This window comes from Stenotrophomonas sp. GD03930 (assembly GCF_029839665.1).
GTDB lineage: Bacteria > Pseudomonadota > Gammaproteobacteria > Xanthomonadales > Xanthomonadaceae > Stenotrophomonas > Stenotrophomonas forensis.
The window spans coordinates 422,657-441,557 of sequence record NZ_JAOCAV010000002.1; the positions used below are offsets into that span (position 1 = coordinate 422,657).

At 68.3% G+C, this 18,901-nt stretch carries 20 protein-coding genes; all 20 read right to left on the reverse strand.

The features are described from left to right. Window positions 1-100 precede the first annotated feature (100 nt). Entirely contained in the window at window positions 101-2,233 is a 2,133-nt protein-coding gene (locus N5C18_RS12565; protein ID WP_053511023.1) for a bifunctional diguanylate cyclase/phosphodiesterase, read from the reverse strand. 165 nt (window positions 2,234-2,398) lie between these two features. Then, complete coding sequence (fliR, locus tag N5C18_RS12570; RefSeq protein WP_164241653.1) at window positions 2,399-3,190, reverse strand: flagellar biosynthetic protein FliR; 792 nt, start codon at window positions 3,188-3,190, stop codon at window positions 2,399-2,401. A gap of 13 nt (window positions 3,191-3,203) precedes the next feature. Then, window positions 3,204-3,473, reverse strand: coding sequence for a flagellar biosynthetic protein FliQ (locus tag N5C18_RS12575; RefSeq protein WP_005413254.1), 270 nt, complete (start codon window positions 3,471-3,473; stop codon window positions 3,204-3,206). Window positions 3,474-3,557: 84 nt separating this feature from the next. Next, complete coding sequence (gene fliP / locus N5C18_RS12580) at window positions 3,558-4,337, reverse strand: flagellar type III secretion system pore protein FliP (RefSeq protein ID WP_049456087.1); 780 nt, start codon at window positions 4,335-4,337, stop codon at window positions 3,558-3,560. A gap of 1 nt (window position 4,338) precedes the next feature. Beyond that, on the reverse strand, window positions 4,339-4,758 hold the full coding sequence (fliO, locus tag N5C18_RS12585) for a flagellar biosynthetic protein FliO (protein ID WP_008266130.1): 420 nt from the start codon (window positions 4,756-4,758) through the stop codon (window positions 4,339-4,341). Further along, window positions 4,755-5,090, reverse strand: coding sequence for a flagellar motor switch protein FliN (fliN, locus tag N5C18_RS12590; RefSeq protein WP_005409543.1), 336 nt, complete (start codon window positions 5,088-5,090; stop codon window positions 4,755-4,757). Before fliN ends, fliO begins: the two co-directional genes overlap by 4 nt. After that, window positions 5,087-6,091: a flagellar motor switch protein FliM gene (gene fliM / locus N5C18_RS12595; RefSeq protein ID WP_008267348.1), complete on the reverse strand. Its 1,005-nt coding sequence runs from the start codon at window positions 6,089-6,091 to the stop codon at window positions 5,087-5,089. Before fliM ends, fliN begins: the two co-directional genes overlap by 4 nt. 10 nt (window positions 6,092-6,101) lie before the next feature. After that, complete coding sequence (locus N5C18_RS12600) at window positions 6,102-6,617, reverse strand: flagellar basal body-associated FliL family protein (protein ID WP_053449671.1); 516 nt, start codon at window positions 6,615-6,617, stop codon at window positions 6,102-6,104. Window positions 6,618-6,745: 128 nt separating this feature from the next. Then, window positions 6,746-7,903: a flagellar hook-length control protein FliK gene (locus N5C18_RS12605; RefSeq protein ID WP_279944734.1), complete on the reverse strand. Its 1,158-nt coding sequence runs from the start codon at window positions 7,901-7,903 to the stop codon at window positions 6,746-6,748. After that, a complete protein-coding gene (gene fliJ / locus N5C18_RS12610; RefSeq protein ID WP_006443420.1) occupies window positions 7,903-8,370 on the reverse strand; it encodes a flagellar export protein FliJ in 468 nt (155 codons plus the stop codon). Before fliJ ends, N5C18_RS12605 begins: the two co-directional genes overlap by 1 nt. A 3-nt stretch (window positions 8,371-8,373) precedes the next feature. Next, window positions 8,374-9,771: a FliI/YscN family ATPase gene (locus tag N5C18_RS12615; protein ID WP_053511015.1), complete on the reverse strand. Its 1,398-nt coding sequence runs from the start codon at window positions 9,769-9,771 to the stop codon at window positions 8,374-8,376. After that, a complete protein-coding gene (locus N5C18_RS12620; RefSeq protein ID WP_279944738.1) occupies window positions 9,768-10,409 on the reverse strand; it encodes a FliH/SctL family protein in 642 nt (213 codons plus the stop codon). Before N5C18_RS12620 ends, N5C18_RS12615 begins: the two co-directional genes overlap by 4 nt. Beyond that, a complete protein-coding gene (gene fliG, locus N5C18_RS12625; protein WP_024958226.1) occupies window positions 10,406-11,392 on the reverse strand; it encodes a flagellar motor switch protein FliG in 987 nt (328 codons plus the stop codon). The genes N5C18_RS12620 and fliG overlap by 4 nt, the downstream gene beginning before the upstream one ends. A gap of 7 nt (window positions 11,393-11,399) precedes the next feature. Beyond that, the gene (fliF, locus tag N5C18_RS12630) at window positions 11,400-13,043 is read right to left on the reverse strand and encodes a flagellar basal-body MS-ring/collar protein FliF (RefSeq protein ID WP_279944740.1); all 1,644 of its coding nucleotides are present in this window, start codon (window positions 13,041-13,043) and stop codon (window positions 11,400-11,402) included. 13 nt (window positions 13,044-13,056) lie between these two features. Next, complete coding sequence (gene fliE / locus N5C18_RS12635; protein ID WP_006443488.1) at window positions 13,057-13,425, reverse strand: flagellar hook-basal body complex protein FliE; 369 nt, start codon at window positions 13,423-13,425, stop codon at window positions 13,057-13,059. A gap of 486 nt (window positions 13,426-13,911) precedes the next feature. Next, complete coding sequence (locus N5C18_RS12640) at window positions 13,912-14,328, reverse strand: hypothetical protein (RefSeq protein ID WP_053511013.1); 417 nt, start codon at window positions 14,326-14,328, stop codon at window positions 13,912-13,914. Between the two features lie 172 nt (window positions 14,329-14,500). Next, the gene (locus tag N5C18_RS12645; protein ID WP_164240900.1) at window positions 14,501-16,006 is read right to left on the reverse strand and encodes a sigma-54 dependent transcriptional regulator; all 1,506 of its coding nucleotides are present in this window, start codon (window positions 16,004-16,006) and stop codon (window positions 14,501-14,503) included. Next, window positions 16,003-16,380, reverse strand: a complete 378-nt coding sequence (locus N5C18_RS12650) for a response regulator transcription factor (RefSeq protein WP_010485922.1) — start codon at window positions 16,378-16,380, stop codon at window positions 16,003-16,005. Before N5C18_RS12650 ends, N5C18_RS12645 begins: the two co-directional genes overlap by 4 nt. A 14-nt stretch (window positions 16,381-16,394) precedes the next feature. Next, window positions 16,395-17,804 (reverse strand): RNA polymerase factor sigma-54, encoded by a 1,410-nt coding sequence (gene rpoN / locus N5C18_RS12655; protein ID WP_279944741.1) that lies wholly within the window; start codon window positions 17,802-17,804, stop codon window positions 16,395-16,397. Window positions 17,805-18,221: 417 nt separating this feature from the next. Then, window positions 18,222-18,854 carry a response regulator transcription factor gene (locus tag N5C18_RS12660; protein ID WP_005413261.1) on the reverse strand — a complete coding sequence of 211 codons (633 nt, stop codon included), beginning with the start codon at window positions 18,852-18,854 and terminating at the stop codon, window positions 18,222-18,224. Between the last annotated feature and the right edge of the window lie 47 nt (window positions 18,855-18,901).

Here is an 18,901-nt window from a genome sequence, read left to right on the forward strand (position 1 = left end):
GAACTGTTCCGTGACGGGTTCAGGTGCCAACCAGGATGGGCACCTGCCAGGGCAGGTGCGGGCAGCACCAGGCCGTACCCCGCAGGCGTGCAGCCCGGAGTTACCCGGGTGGATGCTGGGTCGGCGGGCTCTGCGCCAGTTCCACCCGTGGCCGGGGCAGGTCGTGCAGCTGCATGAAGCGGGCGGCATCGACCGGGCGACCGAGCAGGTAGCCCTGCAGGTAGTCGCAGCCCAATCGTTCCAGGTAGGCGCGCTGGGCAGCGGTCTCCACCCCTTCGGCCACGATGTCCATGTCCAGTGCGTGGCCCAGCGCCACGATCGCCGAGACGATCACCACGTCCTCAGCGCTGTGCTCCAGGTCGCGCACGAAGGCGTGGTCGATCTTGATCTCGGTGGCCGGCAGCCGCTTCAGGTACAGCAGGCTGGAATAGCCGGTGCCGAAGTCGTCGATGGAAATGCCGACGCCGAGCGCCGACAGCGCCTGCAGCAGGCGCAGGCTGGTGTCGGTATCGCGCATCACCGTGCTTTCGGTGATCTCCAGCACCAGATGGCGGGGCGCGATGGCGTGGCGTTCGATCACCGAGCGCACGTCCTGCAGCAGATGCGGCGAACTGAACTGTACCGGCGACAGGTTCACCGACATCGACCAGCCTTCGTGGCCGGCGTCGTGCCAGCGCCGCAGCTGCTGGCAGGCCTGGTCCAGCGCCCAGCGGCCGATGTCGTTGATCGCGCCGCTGCGTTCGGCCAGGCGGATGAAGCGATCCGGCGGAATCAGGCCATGCTCGGGATGGCGCCAGCGGATCAGCGCCTCGGCGCCGGCCACCTTCTGCGTGGCCACGCGGATCTTCGGCTGGTAGTTCAGGAACAGCTGATCGCTGCCGATCGCCCGGCGCAGGTCGGCCAGCAGGCGGAACTGCTGCTCGGCGCTGTCGTTCATCCAGTCGGCGAACAGCACGAAGGCGTTGCGCCCGGACTCCTTGGCCTGGTACATCGCTGCATCGGCGAAGGCCATCAGCTGGCGCTCGCTGGCGGCGTGGTCGGGGCAGATCGCCACGCCGATGCTGGCGGTCACCTGCAGTTCGTTGTCGGGCAGCAGCGGGCCGCTGCCCACCGCCTGCAGGATGCGACGGGCCAGGGTCGGCAGGTCCTCGTCGTGCTCGATGCGCACCACCAGCACGAATTCATCGCCGCCCAGCCGTGCCAGCATGTCGTGCGGCCGCAACAGCTGGCGCGTTCGCTCCGCCACCGCCACCAGCAGGGCATCACCGGCCTGGTGGCCATAGGCATCGTTGACCTGCTTGAACCCGTCCAGGTCCATGAACATCACCGCGAAGCGGTTGCCGCCCTGTTCCGCCTCGGCCAGCGCCTGCACGATGCGCCGTTGCAGCAGCAGGCGGTTGGGCAGGCGGGTCAGCGGGTCGTGCAGCGCGGCCTGGGTCAGTTCCTGCTGGGCGTCGGTCAGCGAGGTGCTCAGCAGTGAATTGCGCAGGCGCAGCAGCTGCGCTTCCACGCGCTGATCCAGCCACGACACCACCAGCACCACGGCCAGGATGGCCACGGTCAGCACCACCACCAGCATCGCCAGCCATTCGCTCTGCAGCCCGTCGCCCACCGCCGCGCCGCAGATGCTGCCTTCCGGGAAGCGTGCGGCGGCCATGCCGGTGTAGTGCATGCCGACGATGGCCAGCCCGAGCAGCCCGGCCGCGGCCAGCCGATCACCCACCCGCGTGCGCTGCGCGCGCAGGCGGAACGCCACATACAGCGCGGTCCACGAGGCGGCGACCGCCACCATCAACGAGAACAGCAGCCAGCCGGGGTCGTATTCGATGCCCGGGCGCATGCGCATGGCGGCCATGCCAACGTAATGCATGCCAGCAATGCCGGTGCCCATCAGCAGCGCACCACCGGCCAGCCGCGGATGCGGCAGGGTGCGCAGCGAAACCAGCCACAGCGCGAACACCGACGAAGCGATGGCCAGTGCCAGCGAAAGCAGGGTGATCGGCAGGTCGTATCCGAGCGGAATGGGCAGGCTGAAGGCCAGCATGCCGATGAAGTGCATCGACCAGATGCCCAGGCCCATGGCGAAGCCGCCGCCCAGCCGCCACCACCAGGCCGCGCCCTTGCCGGGTGCAGTGACCGTGCGCCCGGCCATCGCCAGCGCGGTGTACGAGGCCATCACGGCAACCAGCAACGAGATCGCCACCAGCCACGGGTTGTACGTGCCTACCAGCATTCGTCAGTCTCCCGGACCTGCCTGTCGACGGAAACCACGGTGGGGCATGCATGAGGCGGGCCGGCGCGGAACGCTGGCCGATCGTGGCGTCCCCCCTGGACACCACGCATTCACTCTAACGCGCAGACCCGGGGGAAGGGCAAGCAGCAAAGCGTGATGATCACGTCAGCGTGTGACCGCGTCCGCAGCCTGGAAGGCGGCGTCGAACAGGCGCTGTACCGGCGGGCCCATTTCCCCGGCCAGCAGGGCCAGCAGGAACAGGCCCAGCAGCAGCGAGACCGGCAGGCCGAGCTGGATCGGGTTCAGCGCCGGCGCGGCGCGGGCCAGCACGCCGAAGGCCAGGTTCACCGCCAGCATTGCCACTGTCAGCGGAATCGCCAGGGTCAGCGCGCCACGCAGCACGGTCAGCAGGAAGGTCGGGGCGATGCTGAAGAACGCGTGCGGGTCCGGCAGCGGAGCGCCGATCGGCAGCGCCCGGTAGCTGTCCACCACCAGCGAGATCAAGGCCAGGTGGCCGTTGGCAGTGAAGAACAGCAGGCCGAACAGCAGGTAGAACCACTGGCCGATCACGCCCGAGGTGCCGCCGCGCAATGGGTCGCTCATCTGCGCGAAGGCCAGGCCGGTGCCCTGGGCGATCAGTTCGCCGGCCATCGCGCCGGCCTCGAACACCAGCCGCAGCAGGAAGCCGATGGCCACGCCGATCGCCAGTTCACGGGCGACGGTCAGCACGGTGGCGGCATCGAAGCCGGTCCACTCGGGTACGGGCGGCAACAGCGGTGCCAGCGCGATGGCCAGGGTGCCGGCCAGCACCACGCGGACCCGCGCCGGTACCGCGCGGGTACCGACCATCGGCATGGCCATGGCCACCGCGCCGATGCGCAGCATGGTCCACAGCACGGTGCCGATCATGCCGAAGGCCTGCAGGCCGTCGGCGGCCATCTGGGTGGCGGCATCCATCGAGTTGCGCGTCCTAGCCGATCAGGTGCGGAATGCGCTGGAACAGCAGCGTGGTGAATTCAACCAGGTGGCCGATCAGCAGGCTGCCCAGTGCGAACAGCACGGCTGTCAGTGCCGCCGCCTTGGCGACGAAGGCGATGGTCGGTTCGTTCAACTGGGTCGCGGCCTGCACGACACCGACCACCACGCCCACCACCAGCACGGTAAGCAGCAACGGGCCGGCCACCCACAACACGGTGATCAGGCCGCCACGCAGTTCGGTCAAGGCAAGTTCGGGAGACATCGTCTTTCCATCGGTAGCGCCGGGCGCTGCCCGGCGACGCTCATGTAGAGTCGAGCCATGCTCGACTGCGCTTTACGAGGGATATCAGGCCGGATTGAAGCTTGCCGCCAAGGTGCCCACGGTCAGCACCCAGCCATCGACCAGCACGAACAGCAGGATCTTGAACGGGGCCGACACCAGCATCGGCGACAGCATCATCATGCCCATCGACATCAGCACGCTGGCCACGACCAGGTCGATGATCACGAACGGGATGAAGATCAGGAAGCCGATCTCGAAGGCGGTCTTCAGCTCGCTGGTGACGAACGAGGCCACCAGCACCGGGAACGGGATCGCGTCGGGGCTGGCATAGGTACCGTGCCCGGCGATGCCGGCGAAGGTCATCAGGTCGGTCTCGCGGATCTGCGCCAGCATGAAGCCACGCAGTGGCGTGGTGGTCAGCGTCCACGCGGTCTGGAAGTCGATCTCACCGTTGAGGTAGGGCGCCATGCCGGCACTCCAGGCCTTGTCCCAGGTCGGCATCATCACCATCGCGGTGAGGAACAGGGCCAGCCCCAGCAGCACCTGGTTGGATGGCGTCTGCCCGGTGCCCAGTGCCTGGCGCAGCAGGCCCAGCACGATGATGATGCGGGTGAACGAGGTCAGTACCAGCAGCATCGACGGGATCAGGGTGATCGCCGTCATCAGCAGCAGGGTCTGCAGCGGCAGGCTGACCGGCGCACCGCCGATCTTGCCGACGTTGATGTCCGGCAGCGGCGTGGTCGGCGCGCCGGGCGCGGCGAACGCCAGTGCCGGCAACAGGCACAGGGCAAGCAACAGCAGCCACGGCATCAGGGTGGCAACACGGGTACGGGTGACACGCATGTCAGGGGTCCTTGCGCAGCCGCTGCTGCAGCAGCTGGGCGAAATTCGGCAGGTTCTTGAAATCCGGCACGCGCACCGGTGCCGGCGGCGGCAGCGGTTCGGGCAGGGTGTGCAGGGTATTGATGCCACCGGCGGTCACGCCCAGCAGCAGCTGCTGGCCGTTGACCTCCACCACCACCACGCGTTCCTTGGCACCGACGCTCAGGCTGGCCACCAGCTTCATGCCTTCGGCCGGGCGGAAGCCGCTGCCGGGCAGGCGCTTGAGCAGCCAGCCCAGGCCGATGACCAGGGCCAGCACCGCCAGCAGCGCCAGCACCGCACCGAACAGGCTCGGTGCGGCGGCCGCGTGCTGGCCGACCTGCGGGCCAATCGGCGCGGCGGTCTTGCCGACCGCCAGCAGGGTGGAGGCCAGCAGGCTCAACGCAGTCTCCGGATCCGCTCGCTCGGGCTGACCACGTCGGTCAGGCGCACGCCGAAGCGGTCATTGATCACCACCACTTCGCCGTGGGCGATCAGGGTGCCGTTGACGAACACATCCAGCGATTCGCCGGCGCCGCGTTCCAGTTCCACCACCGAGCCCTGGTTGAGCTGCAGCAGGTTGCGGATCGGCAGGCGGGCGCGACCGACTTCCAGCGACAGGGTCACCGGCACGTCGAGGATCACGTCCAGGTTCAGGTCGGGACCGTTCGCCTCATCGGCCTGCAGGCTGCTGAACTGGGCCGGGGTCGGTTCGAGGGCGTCGATATCGTTCATTGCGGGTCTTCCTGGATGACGGGTACGCGCGGACGGGTGCCCGGCGGATGGGTAGCGGTGATCTTCACGGCGTTCATGCCGTTGGCGATGCCGAACTCGCCGGTGAACACCGGAATGTTCTCCACGCACAGCGGCACCTGCGGATTCAGCTCGATCGGCAGCACATCACCAACCTTCAGCCGGGTCAGGTCGCGCAGGGTCATGCGCTTGCTGGCCAGCACGCTGGACAGCGTCACCTCGGCGATGTTGAGCTGCTCGCGCAGGGTCTGGCCCCAGCTCTCGTCGCGGTCGTTGCGGTCGCTCTGGATGCCCGCGTCGAGCAGTTCGCGGATCGGCTCCAGCATCGAGTAGGGCAGGGTGACGTGGATGTCGCCGCCGCCACCGTCCAGTTCCACGTGCAGGCGGCACACCACCACGTATTCGCGCGGGGTCACGATGTTGGCGAAGTGCGGGTTGATCTCCGAGTTGATGTACTCGAAGTCGACGTCCATCACCGGTGCCCAGGCCTCGCGCAGGTCGGCGAAGGTCTGCTTCAGCAGCAGGTGGATCACCCGCATTTCGGTGGCGGTGAACTCGCGGCCCTCGATGCGCGTCGGGTAGCGCCCGTCGCCGCCGAAGAAGTTGTCGACGATGGCGAACACCAGGGTCGGCTCGAACACGATCAGGCCGGTACCGCGCAGCGGCTTGAAGCGGATCAGGTTCAGGTTGGTCGGCACATACAGCGAGTGCATGTAATCGTTGAACTTGATCAGTTCGATGCCGCGCACCGACAGCTCGGCCGAGCGGCGGATCAGGTTGAACAGGCCGATCCGCCACAGGCGCGCGAAGCGCTCGTGGACCATTTCCAGGGTCGGCATGCGACCGCGGATGATGCGGTCCTGGCTGGCGAAGTCGTACGAACGTGCCTCGCCTGACGGCGGTTCCGGATCGGTCTCGACCGCGCCACTGTCCACGCCGTGGAGCAGGGCATCGATCTCATCCTGGGACAGCAGGTCATTCATCGGTGGGCCCTTACTGGGTCACGAAGCTGGTGAACAGCAGATCGTCGGCGCCGTTGCTGCCGGTCTCGGCCTTGAGCACCTTCTGCACTTCGGCGAGCGAGGCGGCCTGCAGCTTCTGCTTGCCGGCGATATCGGCGATCTGGTCGGGGCTGACCTGCGAGAACAGCATCAGCAGGCGCGCCCGGATGGCCGGGGCGTGGGTCTTGATCGCTTCCAGCGCGGCCGGGTCGCGGGTCATCAGCTGCACTTCCAGCTGCAGGTAGCGCGGGCCGTCGACCGGGCCGTTGAGGTTGACCACGAAGGCCGGGTCCAGCGCGAAGTACTGGGCGGGGGCGGGCGTGGTGGTCTTCTTCGGCGCCTGCGCGGCCTTCTCTTCGTGCTTGGACTGGGTGAAGAACCAGACGCCACCACCGGCGGCTGCGGCGGCCAGTACGGCCACCAGTGCGGTGATCAGGATCGGACTACGCGGCTTGGCGGTCTTGTCCTTCTCGGCGGTCTTCTTGGTTTTTTCAGCGGCTGCGGCCACGGGGTGAAGCTCCTGAGGGTTGCTTCACCGGGATATGCAAGGGGCGTGCCGAAGGGCGGGTGGAGGGGTGCGACGGAATTCCGTCGGATACCTGTGTCGGTGGGTGCCAACCTTGGTTGGCACACCTGTCAGGCATAGGCGTCCAGCAACCCGCGCTGGCGGATCAACTGGGCGGGGGAGACGCTGGCGTCGCCCGGCGTCGGTTCTCCGTCACCGGCCAGCCCGCCGCCACCGGATGGTCCCGACGCATTGCCGTCACCACCGGGGGCCTGGTGGCCGACATCGGCGTGGGCCAGCTGGAAGCCCTGCTCGCCGAGCAGCTCGCGCAGGCGCGGCAGGCTGTTTTCCAGGGCCTGGCGCACGTCCACATGCGGGCTGCTGAAGCTGGCATGCACCTTGTCGCCATTCAACTGCAGGCGCACATCGACCGGGCCCATGTCATCCGGGCTCAGCCGGATGTGGGCGTGGCCGATCTTCTGGTCGGCCAGCCAGCCCAGCCGCGCGCCGATGGCCTGGTCGAAGCCATCATCACCGAGCACCGGCTTCGGCGTCGGCTCGCCGTTGAAGATCGCGTTGCCAGCAGCGAGTGCGGCCTTCAGGTCCTGCACCGCGGCGTTGGCCGGGGCGTGCAGCAGGGGCGCCGCGGTGCGCTCGCCGATCAGGGGCGCGTCGCCGTCTTCACTACGCTCGCTGCGTTTTCCGGGCAGCAGCATCTCAGGCAGTGGCAGCGTGGTCGCCTGCTCGGTGCCGGACGCGGCGTTGGCCTTGCCTTCGGTGGCGGCGGCAGCCGGTGTGGTAGCGGCCGGCACAACCGCAGCGGCCGATTGTGCAGCTGTGGCAGGCAGGGCAACGCCGTCTGTGTCGGTGGCCGGCACAACCGCAGCGGCGGGCAGGGCAGCGGCAGGATCGGCGGGAAGCGGTACCGCCAGCACCAGCCCGGCCAGGCCCAGCGGCGGCCAGGGCGCTTCCTCGGTTGCAGCCGGTGCGTCCTTCTCGGCAAGGGGCTTGGCCGGTACTGCAGGCACCACGGCCGCGGTGTCCTCGGGTGCGGCGGCAGTGTCCGGGTTGCGCTCGCTGCCAGCCTGACCCCTGCTGTCCGACGCTGGACCCTGCGGGGTGGTGGGTGTCGGCGCGCTCGACGCCCGGGCGGGCGCATCGGCAGCCGGCGCGCCTCCCTGCAGCAGCTGGCTGAATTCCTTGTTGCTGTCGCTGCGCGGGGTGCGCGCGGCACCATTGCCGGAGCCCTGCGGCTGGGCGCTGGCGCTGCCGCTGAGTGGAGCGGGCATCACGCGCGGCCTCCCTGCTCGGCACCGTCCTGGTCTTCGGCCTGCACCAGCCGCGCCCGGCGCGCGCCGATGTCATCCATCTCGCGCTGGTCGCGGCGGTCGGTCACCACTTTCTCCTGCGCGCGGTAGCTGGCGGCCAGCTGCTCCAGTACGGCCTTGTCGCGGCTGGCCAGGATCAGTCGCGCCCGCTCGGCTTCCACTTTCTCGCGGTTGCCGTCGACGGTGCGCTGCTGCTGCTCCACCGCGCTGTCGAGGCGGTCGAGGAAGGCGCGACGGTTGAGCAGTTGCGCCGGGCTGGTCGCCGCCATCTGGGCGTTGGCGTACTCCTCGGCATAACGGCGCAGTTCGTCCAGTCGCGATAGATGGGTATCGAGCACGCGCTGGCGTTCGGCGAGATCGCGGGCCACCGCGTCCTCGTGTTCCTGGGCCCGCTTGAGCAGGGGATCGATGCGCTTGGACTGGTTCATGGCTTAGCTCTCTTGTTCCACCAGGCGCTGCAGCGCCGCCTGGCTGTGCGGGAGATCTGCGGCCTTGGCAACGTCCTGGCCGAGGAACTCCATGATTTCCGGCCAACGTTCCAGGGCTTCGTCGGTCGCGGCGTCGTTGCCGCGCTGATAGGCACCGATGGCGATCAGGTCGCGGTTGGCCGAGTAGGCCGACACCAGCCGCTTCAGCTTGCGGATGCGCAGGCGCCACGGCTCGTCGGCGATTTCCGTGACCACGCGGCTGACCGACGATTCGACGTCGATGGCCGGGTACAGGCCACTGTCGGCGACGCGGCGCGACAGCAGGATGTGGCCGTCGAGGATCGCGCGCGCCGCATCGGCGATCGGATCCTGCGGATCGTCGCCCTCGGTCAGCACCGTGTAGAACGCGGTGATCGAGCCGCGGCCCTTGGCACCGTTGCCCGCGCGTTCAACCAGCGCTGGCAGCTTGGCGAACACCGACGGCGGGTAGCCGCGGGTGGTTGGTGGTTCGCCCACCGACAGGCCGATCTCGCGCTGCGCCTGCGCGAAGCGGGTCAGCGAGTCCATCAGCAGCAGCACGTTCAAGCCCTGGTCGCGGAACCACTCGGCGATGGCGGTGGCGCGGTAGGCGCCGTGCAGGCGTGCCAGCGGCGGCCGATCGGCGGGGCTGGCGACCACCACCGCGCGGCGCAGGCCTTCCTCGCCCAGCGTGGTCTCGACGAAATCGCGCACTTCGCGGCCGCGCTCGCCGATCAGGCCAACCACGATCACGTCGGCGGCGGTGTAGCGGGTCATCATGCCCAGCAGCGTCGACTTGCCGACGCCGGAGCCAGCGAACAGGCCGACACGCTGGCCGCGGCCAATCGGCAGCAGCGCATTGATCGCGCGCACGCCGACGTCCAACGGCTGGGTGATCGGTTCGCGCGCCAGCGGATTGATCGACACGCCGGCCATGCCGACATGCCCTTCGGCGCGGATCGGGCCCTTGCCGTCCAGCGGTACGCCGTCGCTGTCGATCACGCGGCCGAGCAGGCCTTCGCCCACTGCCACGCCGCCACGGCGCGCCGAGGGCACCACCCGCGCGTTGGGCAGCAGGCCGTGCAGTTCGGCACTGGGCATCAGGTAGGTACGTTCGCCGGCAAAGCCGACCACTTCGGCATCGACCCAGCCGCCATCGACCACTTCGACCTTGCAGCTGGCGCCCAGTGGCGCCTCGCAGCCGACCGCTTCCAGGGTCAGGCCGACCGCGCGGCGCAGCACGCCTTCGCGGATCAGCCCGCGACCATGCGCGGTGTCCACGCGCAGGCCGTCGAGACGGCTGGCCAGGCGCAGGTTGCGGGCCACGGCCCAATCGGCCGGCTGCGCCGCCGGTTGTGGCGCGGCTTGCGATTCCGGGCTCATGCGGTTGCTCCGGTCTGGCGGATCACCGCATCCAGCGCACCGCGCAGGCGCGCTTCCAGGGTGCCGTCGATGCGCACGGCTTCGGCGTGCACGCGCAGGTCGCCACGACTGAGGCTGGTATCCGGTACCAGGCGCTGCTGCGGCGACAGGTTCAACAGCGGGGCGAGGGCGGCAATGTCGTCCGGGTGCAGGCGGACTTCCACCTCGCGGGTACTGCCACCCACGGCATCGATCGCTTCACCGACCAGCTGCGCGAGCAGCGCCGGCTCGGCCTCGTAGGCACGACCGACCAGCGCACCGGCGATACGCACCGCCAGCTCGCCCAGCGCGCCGACGACTTCGTTTTCCAGCCGCACCAGCGGCCGGCTGAAGTTGTCGAGGATGCCCTCGATCTGCGCGGCGAGGCGTCGCACCTCGGCCTGGCCCTGGCCATAGCCTTCGGTATGGCCGTGCTGGAAGCCTTCCTTCTCGGCGCTCTCCTGGATTGCCTGGATTTCCTCCAGGGTCGGCAGCTGCAGCGGCGGTTCCGGTTCGTGCTCCGGGTCCGGCTCGGTGAGTTCGAACACATCCTCCTGGGCCCGCGCCGGTTCGGGCTGGGCCAGCAGGTCCGGGGCAAGCCAGCGCACGACGTTGCTCACAGCATGGCCTCCGCGCTGCCACCGATGGTGACAGTGCCTTCATCGGCCATGCGCTTGACGATGGCCAGGATCTCGCGCTGCGCGCCTTCCACGTCGGACAGGCGCACCGGGCCACGGGCCTCCATGTCTTCCAGCAGGATTTCCGCCGCGCGCTGCGACATGTTGCGGGTGATCTTGTCGCGCACCTTGATGTCGGCACCGCGCAGGGCCAGGCCCAGGCGCTCGCCGCTCACTTCGCGCAGCACCAGCTGCATTTCGCGGTCGTCCAGGTCGACCAGATCGTCGAACACGAACATCAGGTCCTGGATGCGGTTGCTCAGCGGTGCGTCGATACGGGCGATCTCGCCCAGGATCGCCTGGTCCTGGCCGCTGTCCATGAAGTTCAGGATGTTGGCCGCACACTGCACGCCGCCGATGTTGGACGACTTCAGGTTCTGGTTGCCGGCGAACTGGCGCTCCATGATCTCGTTGAGTTCATTCAGCGCGTTCGGCGGAATACCGTCGAGGGTGGCAATGCGCAGCAGCACGTCCACGCGGGTACGGTCGGGCAGCAGCTTCAGCGCATCGGCAGCCTGGTCGGTTTCCAGGTGGGCCATCACGATGGCGATGATCTGCGGGTGCTCGTTGCGCACCAGGTCGGCCACCGCACGCGGGTCCATCCACTTCAGCGCATCCAGGCCGGTGGTGTTGCGGCCGAGCAGGATGCGGTCGATCAGGTTGCCGGCCTTCTCGCTGCCCAGCGCCTGCACCAGCATGTTGCGGATGTAGTCGTCCGAGCCCACGCCCAGCGAGGTCTTCGAGCCCAGCTCCTGGCCGAACTGGTCCATCACCCGTTCCACCTGCTCGCGGGTGATGTCGGTCATGGTGGCCATGGCGATGCCGATCTTCTGCACTTCCTTGGGTTCCATGTGGCGCAGCACCTCGGCCGCGTCCAGCTCACCCAGGGACAGCAGCAGTACCGCCGCGCGCTGCACACCGGTCAGTTGTGCCTCAGTCATTGGCCACCCAGCCCTTGACCACCTGGGCCACGCGCTTGGAGTCGGTCTTCACGGCTTCACGCGCCATCCGCAGTCGTTCCTCATATGAATCCACCGGCAGGGCCAGTGCATCCGGCCCGCCCAGGCTGGCCCGGTCGGCGCCCAGCGCCGGCAGCGGCATGCCATCGTCATCCACCAGCTGCACGTCCGCGGTATGCGGCTCCAGTGCCTGCTCGTCGCTCTTCTTCTGGCCGGTGATCGCACGCAGCGCCGGGCGCAGCACGCCGAACAGCAGGGCCAGCACCACCACCGCGCCCAGCAGCATGCGGCCGGCATCGTGCACCCACGGCAGTTCCCACCAGGCCGGGCCTTCGACCGGCGTGGTGTCACGCACGAACGGGGCGTTCATCACCGACACGGTGTCGCCACGCTCGGCGTTGAAACCGACCGCCTGCTTGACCAGCGCTTCGACCCGGGTCAGTTCGGCGGCCGACAGCGGCTGCGGCGCAACCTTGCCGTTGGCACCGGCGCGCGGCACGTTGTCCACCAGCACCGCCACCGAGACGCGTTTGATGCGGCCGGCCGGCTGGCGGGTGTGCTGCAGGGTGCGGTCCAGCTCGTAGTTGCGGGTCGCGTTCTTGCTGCTTTCGGTCGGCGCCTGCGCGGTGGCCGGTGCGGCCTGCTGGCCCGGCGGGCTGTTGCTGGTCGCACCCGGCACGCCCTGCGGGCCCGGCGTGGTGGTGCTGTTCTCGCTCATCTGCTCGCTGCGCAGCTTCTGCGGCTCACCGTTGTAGAGCTCACGGGCTTCCTCGGTCACCGAGAAATCCATGTCCACGCTCACTTCCGGGTTGACCCGGCCGGGGCCGGTCATCGGTTCCAGCAGTTCGCGGATGCGCTGGTTGAACGAGGTTTCCTGGCGGCGCACCTGCTCGAACTGGGCGGCGTTGACCGCAGCCTCGCTGTTCGGATCGCTGACGCTGAGCATGCGGCCGCTCTGGTCGACCACGGTCACCCGTTCAGGCGCAAGGTCCGGGATGCTGGCCGCGACCATGTGCACGATGGCGTCGACCTGGCTGCGTTCCAGCTGCTGCCCGCCACGCAGCTCCAGCGTTACCGAGGCGCTGGCCACGTCACGCTGGCGGGTAAAGGCGCTGGGCTTGGGAATGGCCAGGTGCACGCGCGAATCGCGCACCGGCCGCAGCGTGTTGATGGTGCGCGACAGTTCGGTTTCCAGCGCGTGCTGGTAGCGCGCGCTTTCCACGAACTGGCTGACGCCGAAGCCGGGGTCGCGTTCCATCAGCTCGAAGCCGAGCTTGCCGCTGTCGGTCAGGCCCGATCCGGCCAGCTTCAGGCGGGCGTCGTGCAGGTTCTTTTCCGGCACGGTGATGCCACCGGTGGCCGGGTCGAGCGCGAACGGGATCTGCGCGGCGCGCAGCAGGTCGGTCGCTTCAGCGGTCGCCTTCTGGTCCAGGCCGGTATACAGCGGGACCATGCCCGGCTTCTGTGACCAGAAGAACACGGACAGGCCTGCCGCCACCGCCACCGCGATCATCGCCATCAGGCCCAGCCGACGGGTGATCTGCAGACTCTGCAGGCGGTCGAACCATTGCCCGGCCTTCTCGGCGTTCAGGCTGTCCTTGGAGAGCGTCAGTGCCATGCGTCAACGTTCCTTACAGCGGCATGTTCATCACGTCCTGGTAAGCCTGGACGAGACGGTTGCGGACTTCCACGGTGGCGCGGAAGGCGATCTGGGACTGCTGCGAGGCGACCATCACCTTGGCCAGGTCGGCACTGGGGTCACCCATTTCGAAGGCCTTGGCCAGGGCGCCGGACTTCTGTTGCGCATCGTTGACGCCGGCAATCGCTCCGCGCAGGGTTTCGGTGAAGCTGGCGGGCTGGACCTGCGGCGCATCCAGCACCGTGCCCGGCAGGGCATTGCTACGCGGCGCTTCGGCCAGCGGGTTGAGCGCCGCGGACTGTCCCACCTGGGTCTGGTAGGAGCGGATCTGGGAAAGGATCGAAGTGACGGAGTGGGACATCTGCAACGGTTCCAGAAACAGGGATGGGGTTGTCTGCTGGAGCTTGTGCAAGTGCCGTGCCGAAACCGGTTTTCGATTCAGTGTCGTGAGGGTGTGGGTGTGCTGGCAGGGCTGCGCCCTGCACCCGCGGTAGTGCCGGCCGCTGGCCGGCAACTTCAACAGCAACGGCAGAAGCTGGTGTGCTGAGGGGTGGCGGGGGGGGTCCGGTTGCGGGGGACGCCGTGAATCCCCCTCCGGGGTCCGGCCCAGCCGCTGGCGGCTGTGCGTTCGGGCGTTTGCGAAGCAGTGCTTCGCAAGCAAAGCGCCGTCACCCATGGAGGCTCGGTCGCGCCATCCATGGCGCTCACGCCCCCGCAACCGGACCCACCCCGCCTTCGACAGTTTCCTGCTGCTGTTGGTGGGTGTCGACCTTGGTCGACACGATTTGGCCGGCACGGGCGCTGACCACCATTGATGGCGCCATTTAACCGGCGTCGGTTTTCTGGCCTAGGGCTGCAGGGTCCAGTGGCCGGAATTCTGGCGCTGGCGCGGTGCGATGGGGCCGTCGTGCTGGGTGTAGATGAAGCGGCCCTGGCGGTCGCCCAGGCAGGTCAGCAGCAGGGTGTAGCGGGCAGGGCCAGCCGGGTGGGCTTCGGTCATCTGGATCTCGGCGATGTGCGGGGCCAGGCGCTGGTAGCGGTAGCTGCCGCCGATGCGCAGATCGGTGCCGAGGATGTCCAGCACGTACTGGTTGCCGGCGAAGCTGACCTGCACCATGCGCCCGGCATTGGGGTTGTCCGGTGCGTACAGTGGATCGCTGAGGTTGGTGAACTGGCGTTGATCCAAAGTGGTGGGCAGGCTGCAATCGGCGGCAGTGGCCACGACCGGGAAGAGCAGGGTGGCGAGCAGGGTGAGGCGATGCATGGTGGGACCTCCTTGGGATGTCCTTGCCATGCTCCGCATTGCGGCGGCGTTGTCTTTAGGAAAATGTGCAAATGCATCGGGCACGCAGGTAGCGCGTGGATCTTCGGCGCCACAAACACCAACGCCTGGGCAAGCCCAGGCGTTCGTGCCCCCCTCATGCTGGAAACGCGGTTCAGCCGGCCAGTTCGGCCTGCTCGCGTTCGATGCCGTACTTGCGCAGCTTTTCCACCAGGGTGGTGCGGCGCAGGCCAAGCAGCTGGGCGGCGTGGGCGACCACGCCCTGGGTGCGTTCCAGTGCTTCGTTGATCAGGCCCAGTTCGATGTTGGCCATGTGGTTGCGCAGGTCCATGCCCTCGTCGGGCAGGGCGGCCGGTGCTGCCACACGATTGACGGCGATGCCATGCTCCAGCGCCGGCTGGTTGCCGCTGCCCGGGGTATGGAACGAGAAGCTGCGCAGGTCCAGGCGCTCTTCGCTGGCGACGGACTGCACCGGTGCCGGTGCGGCGACTGCCGCCAGCGCGGCGTCGCCCCGGTAGCGGGCCGGCAGGTCCTGCACGCGCACCGAGCCACCCGGGTGCAGCACTGCCAGGCGCTCGACCAGGTTGGTCAGCTCGCGTACGTTGCCCGGCCATTCGTAACCGGCCAGGGCCTGAAGCGCCTCGGCGGTGAAGCGCACTTCGCCACGGCCGGTACGCGCCAGCTGCGCGGCGATGGTTTCCACCAGCGCCGGCAGGTCCTCGCGGCGTTCGCGCAGGGCCGGCACGTCGATCGGGAACACATTGAGGCGGTAGAACAGATCCTCGCGGAATTTGCCTTCGGCAATGCGCGTCTCCAGATCGCGGTGGGTCGCGGCGACGACGCGCACGTTGCAGCGGATGGTCTGGTTGCCACCCACGCGTTCGAAGCTGCGCTCCTGCAGCACGCGCAGCAGCTTGACCTGCATCGGCAGGCTCATGTCGCCGATTTCGTCGAGCAGCAGGGTGCCGCCCTCGGCCATTTCGAAACGGCCCTTGCGCGCGGTGAGCGCACCGGTGAACGCGCCCTTCTCGTGGCCGAACAGTTCGCTTTCCAGAAGGTCGGCCGGAATGGCGCCGCAGTTGATCGCCACGAACGGGCCGTCACGGCGCGGCGAGCGCTGGTGGATGGCGCGCGACACCACTTCCTTGCCGGTACCAGATTCGCCCAGCACCAGCACGGTGGTATCGAAGGCGGCGACCTGTTCGATCATCGTGCGCAGCGCGGTAACGGCCGCGCCGTTGCCGGTCGGGCCCTGGTCCTGCGCGGCGCCGGCCTGGTGCTCGGCGTCCAGGCGCTTGAGGCTGGCGCGACGCAGCAGGGCTTCCATCTGGGCGTGGCGCAGCGGTGTCTCCAGCGGCCAGATGTTGGCCTCGTGCAGGCCATGCTGCAGCGCGAAAGCAGCGGCATCGCCGTCGGCCAGCAGCACCGGCGGCGGCAGGCTGCTGCCGCCGAGCCAGTGGTACAGCGCAGTGCTGGCGGCGCTGTCATCCAGGCTGCCGACGATCACCGCCATCCAGTCGTTCTGGCGCTGGCGGCCCAGGTCGAAATCGGCCGCGTCGGAGACCCAGCGCGGGTTGAAGTCCATGAATTCCAGCAGGGCAACGGTGCGCTCGGCACGCACGGCGTCGTTGTCCAGTACAAGGATGCGCGATTCGCTCACGATCGATCCTCCCTGAGGCCTTCCAGTATCGGCATGACTTCCTGGATGTAGGACAGCTTGCTGACGAAATTGTCGGCGCCGGCGCGCAGCGCGTGTTCGCGGTGCTCGGCGTCGTCGAAGTGGCTGGCGATCACGATATACGGTGCGTCGTCCTGCGACTTGATCAGGCGGGTGGCCTGCAGGCCGCCCATTTCCGGCATGGCCAGGTCCATCAGTACCACCTGCGGGCGCAGCGTTTCCGAGCGCTCGATCGCTTCCAGGCCGTTGCCGGCGCTGCCGACGATCTGCAGCCAGTCGATCTTGCGGAAATGGCGCATCGCCGCGTTGATGAAGCCCTCGTGGTCATCGACCAGCAGGACCGTAAGCTTGTTCATGTCCAACATCCTTTTCAGCCCACCCGGGCCAGCTGCGGTTGCCTGGCGCCGAGCCGGCGCCGTTCACGGGCCGGGGCGATGTCCAGTTGTTCCCGGTATTTTGCGACGGTTCGGCGGGCAATGTTCACCCCCTGGCGCGAGAGCAGGCCGGCAATGGCCTCATCGGCCAGCGGCCGGCCGGCCGGTTCGGCGTCGATCAGGCGGCGGACCATGGCCTTGACCGCCTGGCCGGAGACGCTGGCGCCTTCCAGGCGCACGGCGAAGAAATGCTTCAGTTCGAAGGTGCCGCGCGGGGTCTGCAGGAATTTGCCGGTGGTGATGCGCGAGACGGTGGACTCGTGCATGCCGATTTCCTCGGCCACTTCCTTCAGGGTCAGCGGCGCCATGGCCTCCTCGCCACGCACCAGGAAAGCGGCCTGGCGCTCGACGATCACCCGCGCGGTCCGCAGCAGGGTGTCGTAGCGCATCGACAGGCCGCGGCTGAACCAGCGCGCTTCCTGCAGCATCTCGCGCAGGGCCGGGGCGGCTTCGCTCGTCTCCGACAGCGCCTGCTCGTACTGGCTGTTGATCGACACGCGGCGGCTGGTGGCCGGGTTCAGCGCCACCTTCCACTGCGCGTCGGCGTGCCAGGCGACCACGTCCGGCACCACCACGGCGTTGCGCTCGGGCAGCAGGCTGTCGCCCGGGCGCGGTTGCAGCGAGAGGATCAGGCGCACCGCCTCGCGCACGTCGTCGATCTCGGCGTCGTGCTGGCGGGCGAGGGCGGGGTAGTCATGCGCGGCCAGCGCATCGAGCGCGCTGTCCAGGATGCGCGCGGCCAGATGACGGGCAGCCACCACGCCGTGCAGGCTGCGCAGCTGCGCCTGCAGGCCTTCGCGCAGGTCCTGCGCTGCCATGCCGGCCGGTTCGCCGTGCAGCAGCTGCTGGCGGATCGCTTCCACGCCGTCGGCGTCGATGTCGAACTGGGCGCTGGCCAGCAGCTGCAGCTGGCCCAGTGGCGCCTGCAGGTAGCCGGCGTCATCGCAGTGGTCCAGCCAGAAGGCAGCAACGGCCAGCCCGCGGTCGTCCATGTCCAGCGACAGGCGCTGCAGCACGCGCAGCTGCGGATCGGTCGATTCACCGGCGGCGATGCGCGCCATGCGATCGTCGTCGCCGTCCTGCCAGCTGGTGCCGGCCACGTCCCACATCGAGGATTCCGGCAGCTCGTCAAACGCGGCCGTCTCCAGCGTGGTGGTGCTGGCCTCAGTGGCCTCGGCGGCGGGGGCTTCGGCCTCTTCGATCTCCAGCAGCGGGTTGGAGTCCAGCAGGCGCTGGATTTCCTGTTCCAGGTGCAGGCCATCGAGCTGCAGCAGCCGGATCGACTGCAGCAGCTGCGGGGTGAGGTGAAGTTGTTGGCCCAGCTGGGTCGAGAGTGCAGCCTTCATCGTGGTTCCCCGGCACCGCTCCCCGGCGCCTTGTGGAACGCATCTTGCTTTTGATCCGACGGGTGCGGAATCGGGGGGTTCCTGAGGGCTTTCGTATATATCCCGACAGGATGTAGGGATTTTCCCTACATGGACGCGGGATGTTGACGAAGGTCGTCGCCAAGTCATTGATTCGTGGTGCCGAGCCGGCCGTGCTCGCGGGGCGCCATGTACGGATTCCTGTCAGGGCCTGTCAGGGTGACGGGAATTCGTCGCCGATGCGGGGATGTCGCGGGTTGGTAGAGTCGACTGTTAGTCGACTGCTCTCAGATCAGGCTCTGGAAAAGTCCCGCGCTCCGCGCGCAAATCGACTAACTGTCGACTCTACCGACAATCGACTCCACCCCGGCATTGTCCGGCGATCACGGTGAGGCCGATTCACTCCAGCTCGTGCTGGTGGCGGGCGGCCAGCAGCAACAGATCGTTGGCGCGGCGGCAGCCCAGCGATTCCATCATGCGCGCGCGGTGGGTCTCCACCGTCTTGACGCTGATGCCGAGGTCAGCGGCGATTTCCTTGTTGCTCTCGCCCTTGCCGATGCGGCGCAGGATCTCGCGCTGGCGCGGCGACAGCGCGGCGATGCCGGTGGGCTTCTCGCGGCCCAGCATGGGCGCCAGCATCTTGGCCGAGATCTGCGGGCTCAGGAATACCTGGCCGGCGTGCGCGGCACGCAGGGCCAGTTCCAGCTCCTGCGGCGCGGCATCCTTCACCACGAAGCCAACCGCGCCGCGATCGAGTGCATCGCGCACATGCGCGGCGTCGTCGTGCATGGTCATCATCACCACGCGGGTACCGGGGGCGCGCAGGCGGATGTCACTGAGCGCTTCCAGGCCGGTGCGCCCGGGTAGCGACAGATCCATCAGCACCACATCCGGCGCATGCTGCAGGGCCAGCTGCAACGCCTGTTCGGCATTGCTGGCCTCGGCAACCAGCTGCACGTCGGCAAACCCCTGCAGCAGCCGCGCCAGGCCGGCACGGACCAGGGTGTGATCGTCGACGATGAGAACTCGCACAGGCACGCAACTGGTCCGTGTAGGGGAGTCCACCTTAACTTAGCTGA

Excerpts from the sequence above, each read along its gene's own strand:
- N5C18_RS12605 (WP_279944734.1), bottom strand. The coding sequence starts at position 7,903 with ATGCCCGCTCCACTCAGCGGCAGCGCCAGCGCCCAGCCGCAGGGCTCC.
- fliR (WP_164241653.1), bottom strand. The coding sequence starts at position 3,190 with ATGGATGCCGCCACCCAGATGGCCGCCGACGGCCTGCAGGCCTTCGGC.
- N5C18_RS12640 (WP_053511013.1), bottom strand. The coding sequence starts at position 14,328 with ATGCATCGCCTCACCCTGCTCGCCACCCTGCTCTTCCCGGTCGTGGCC.
- fliE (WP_006443488.1), bottom strand. The coding sequence starts at position 13,425 with ATGTCCCACTCCGTCACTTCGATCCTTTCCCAGATCCGCTCCTACCAG.
- fliF (WP_279944740.1), bottom strand. The coding sequence starts at position 13,043 with ATGGCACTGACGCTCTCCAAGGACAGCCTGAACGCCGAGAAGGCCGGG.
- fliN (WP_005409543.1), bottom strand. The coding sequence starts at position 5,090 with ATGAACGATATCGACGCCCTCGAACCGACCCCGGCCCAGTTCAGCAGC.
- N5C18_RS12565 (WP_053511023.1), bottom strand. The coding sequence starts at position 2,233 with ATGCTGGTAGGCACGTACAACCCGTGGCTGGTGGCGATCTCGTTGCTG.
- fliM (WP_008267348.1), bottom strand. The coding sequence starts at position 6,091 with ATGAATGACCTGCTGTCCCAGGATGAGATCGATGCCCTGCTCCACGGC.
- N5C18_RS12650 (WP_010485922.1), bottom strand. The coding sequence starts at position 16,380 with ATGAACAAGCTTACGGTCCTGCTGGTCGATGACCACGAGGGCTTCATC.
- N5C18_RS12575 (WP_005413254.1), bottom strand. The coding sequence starts at position 3,473 with ATGTCTCCCGAACTTGCCTTGACCGAACTGCGTGGCGGCCTGATCACC.
- fliJ (WP_006443420.1), bottom strand. The coding sequence starts at position 8,370 with ATGAACCAGTCCAAGCGCATCGATCCCCTGCTCAAGCGGGCCCAGGAA.
- fliP (WP_049456087.1), bottom strand. The coding sequence starts at position 4,337 with ATGCGTGTCACCCGTACCCGTGTTGCCACCCTGATGCCGTGGCTGCTG.
- N5C18_RS12615 (WP_053511015.1), bottom strand. The coding sequence starts at position 9,771 with ATGAGCCCGGAATCGCAAGCCGCGCCACAACCGGCGGCGCAGCCGGCC.
- rpoN (WP_279944741.1), bottom strand. The coding sequence starts at position 17,804 with ATGAAGGCTGCACTCTCGACCCAGCTGGGCCAACAACTTCACCTCACC.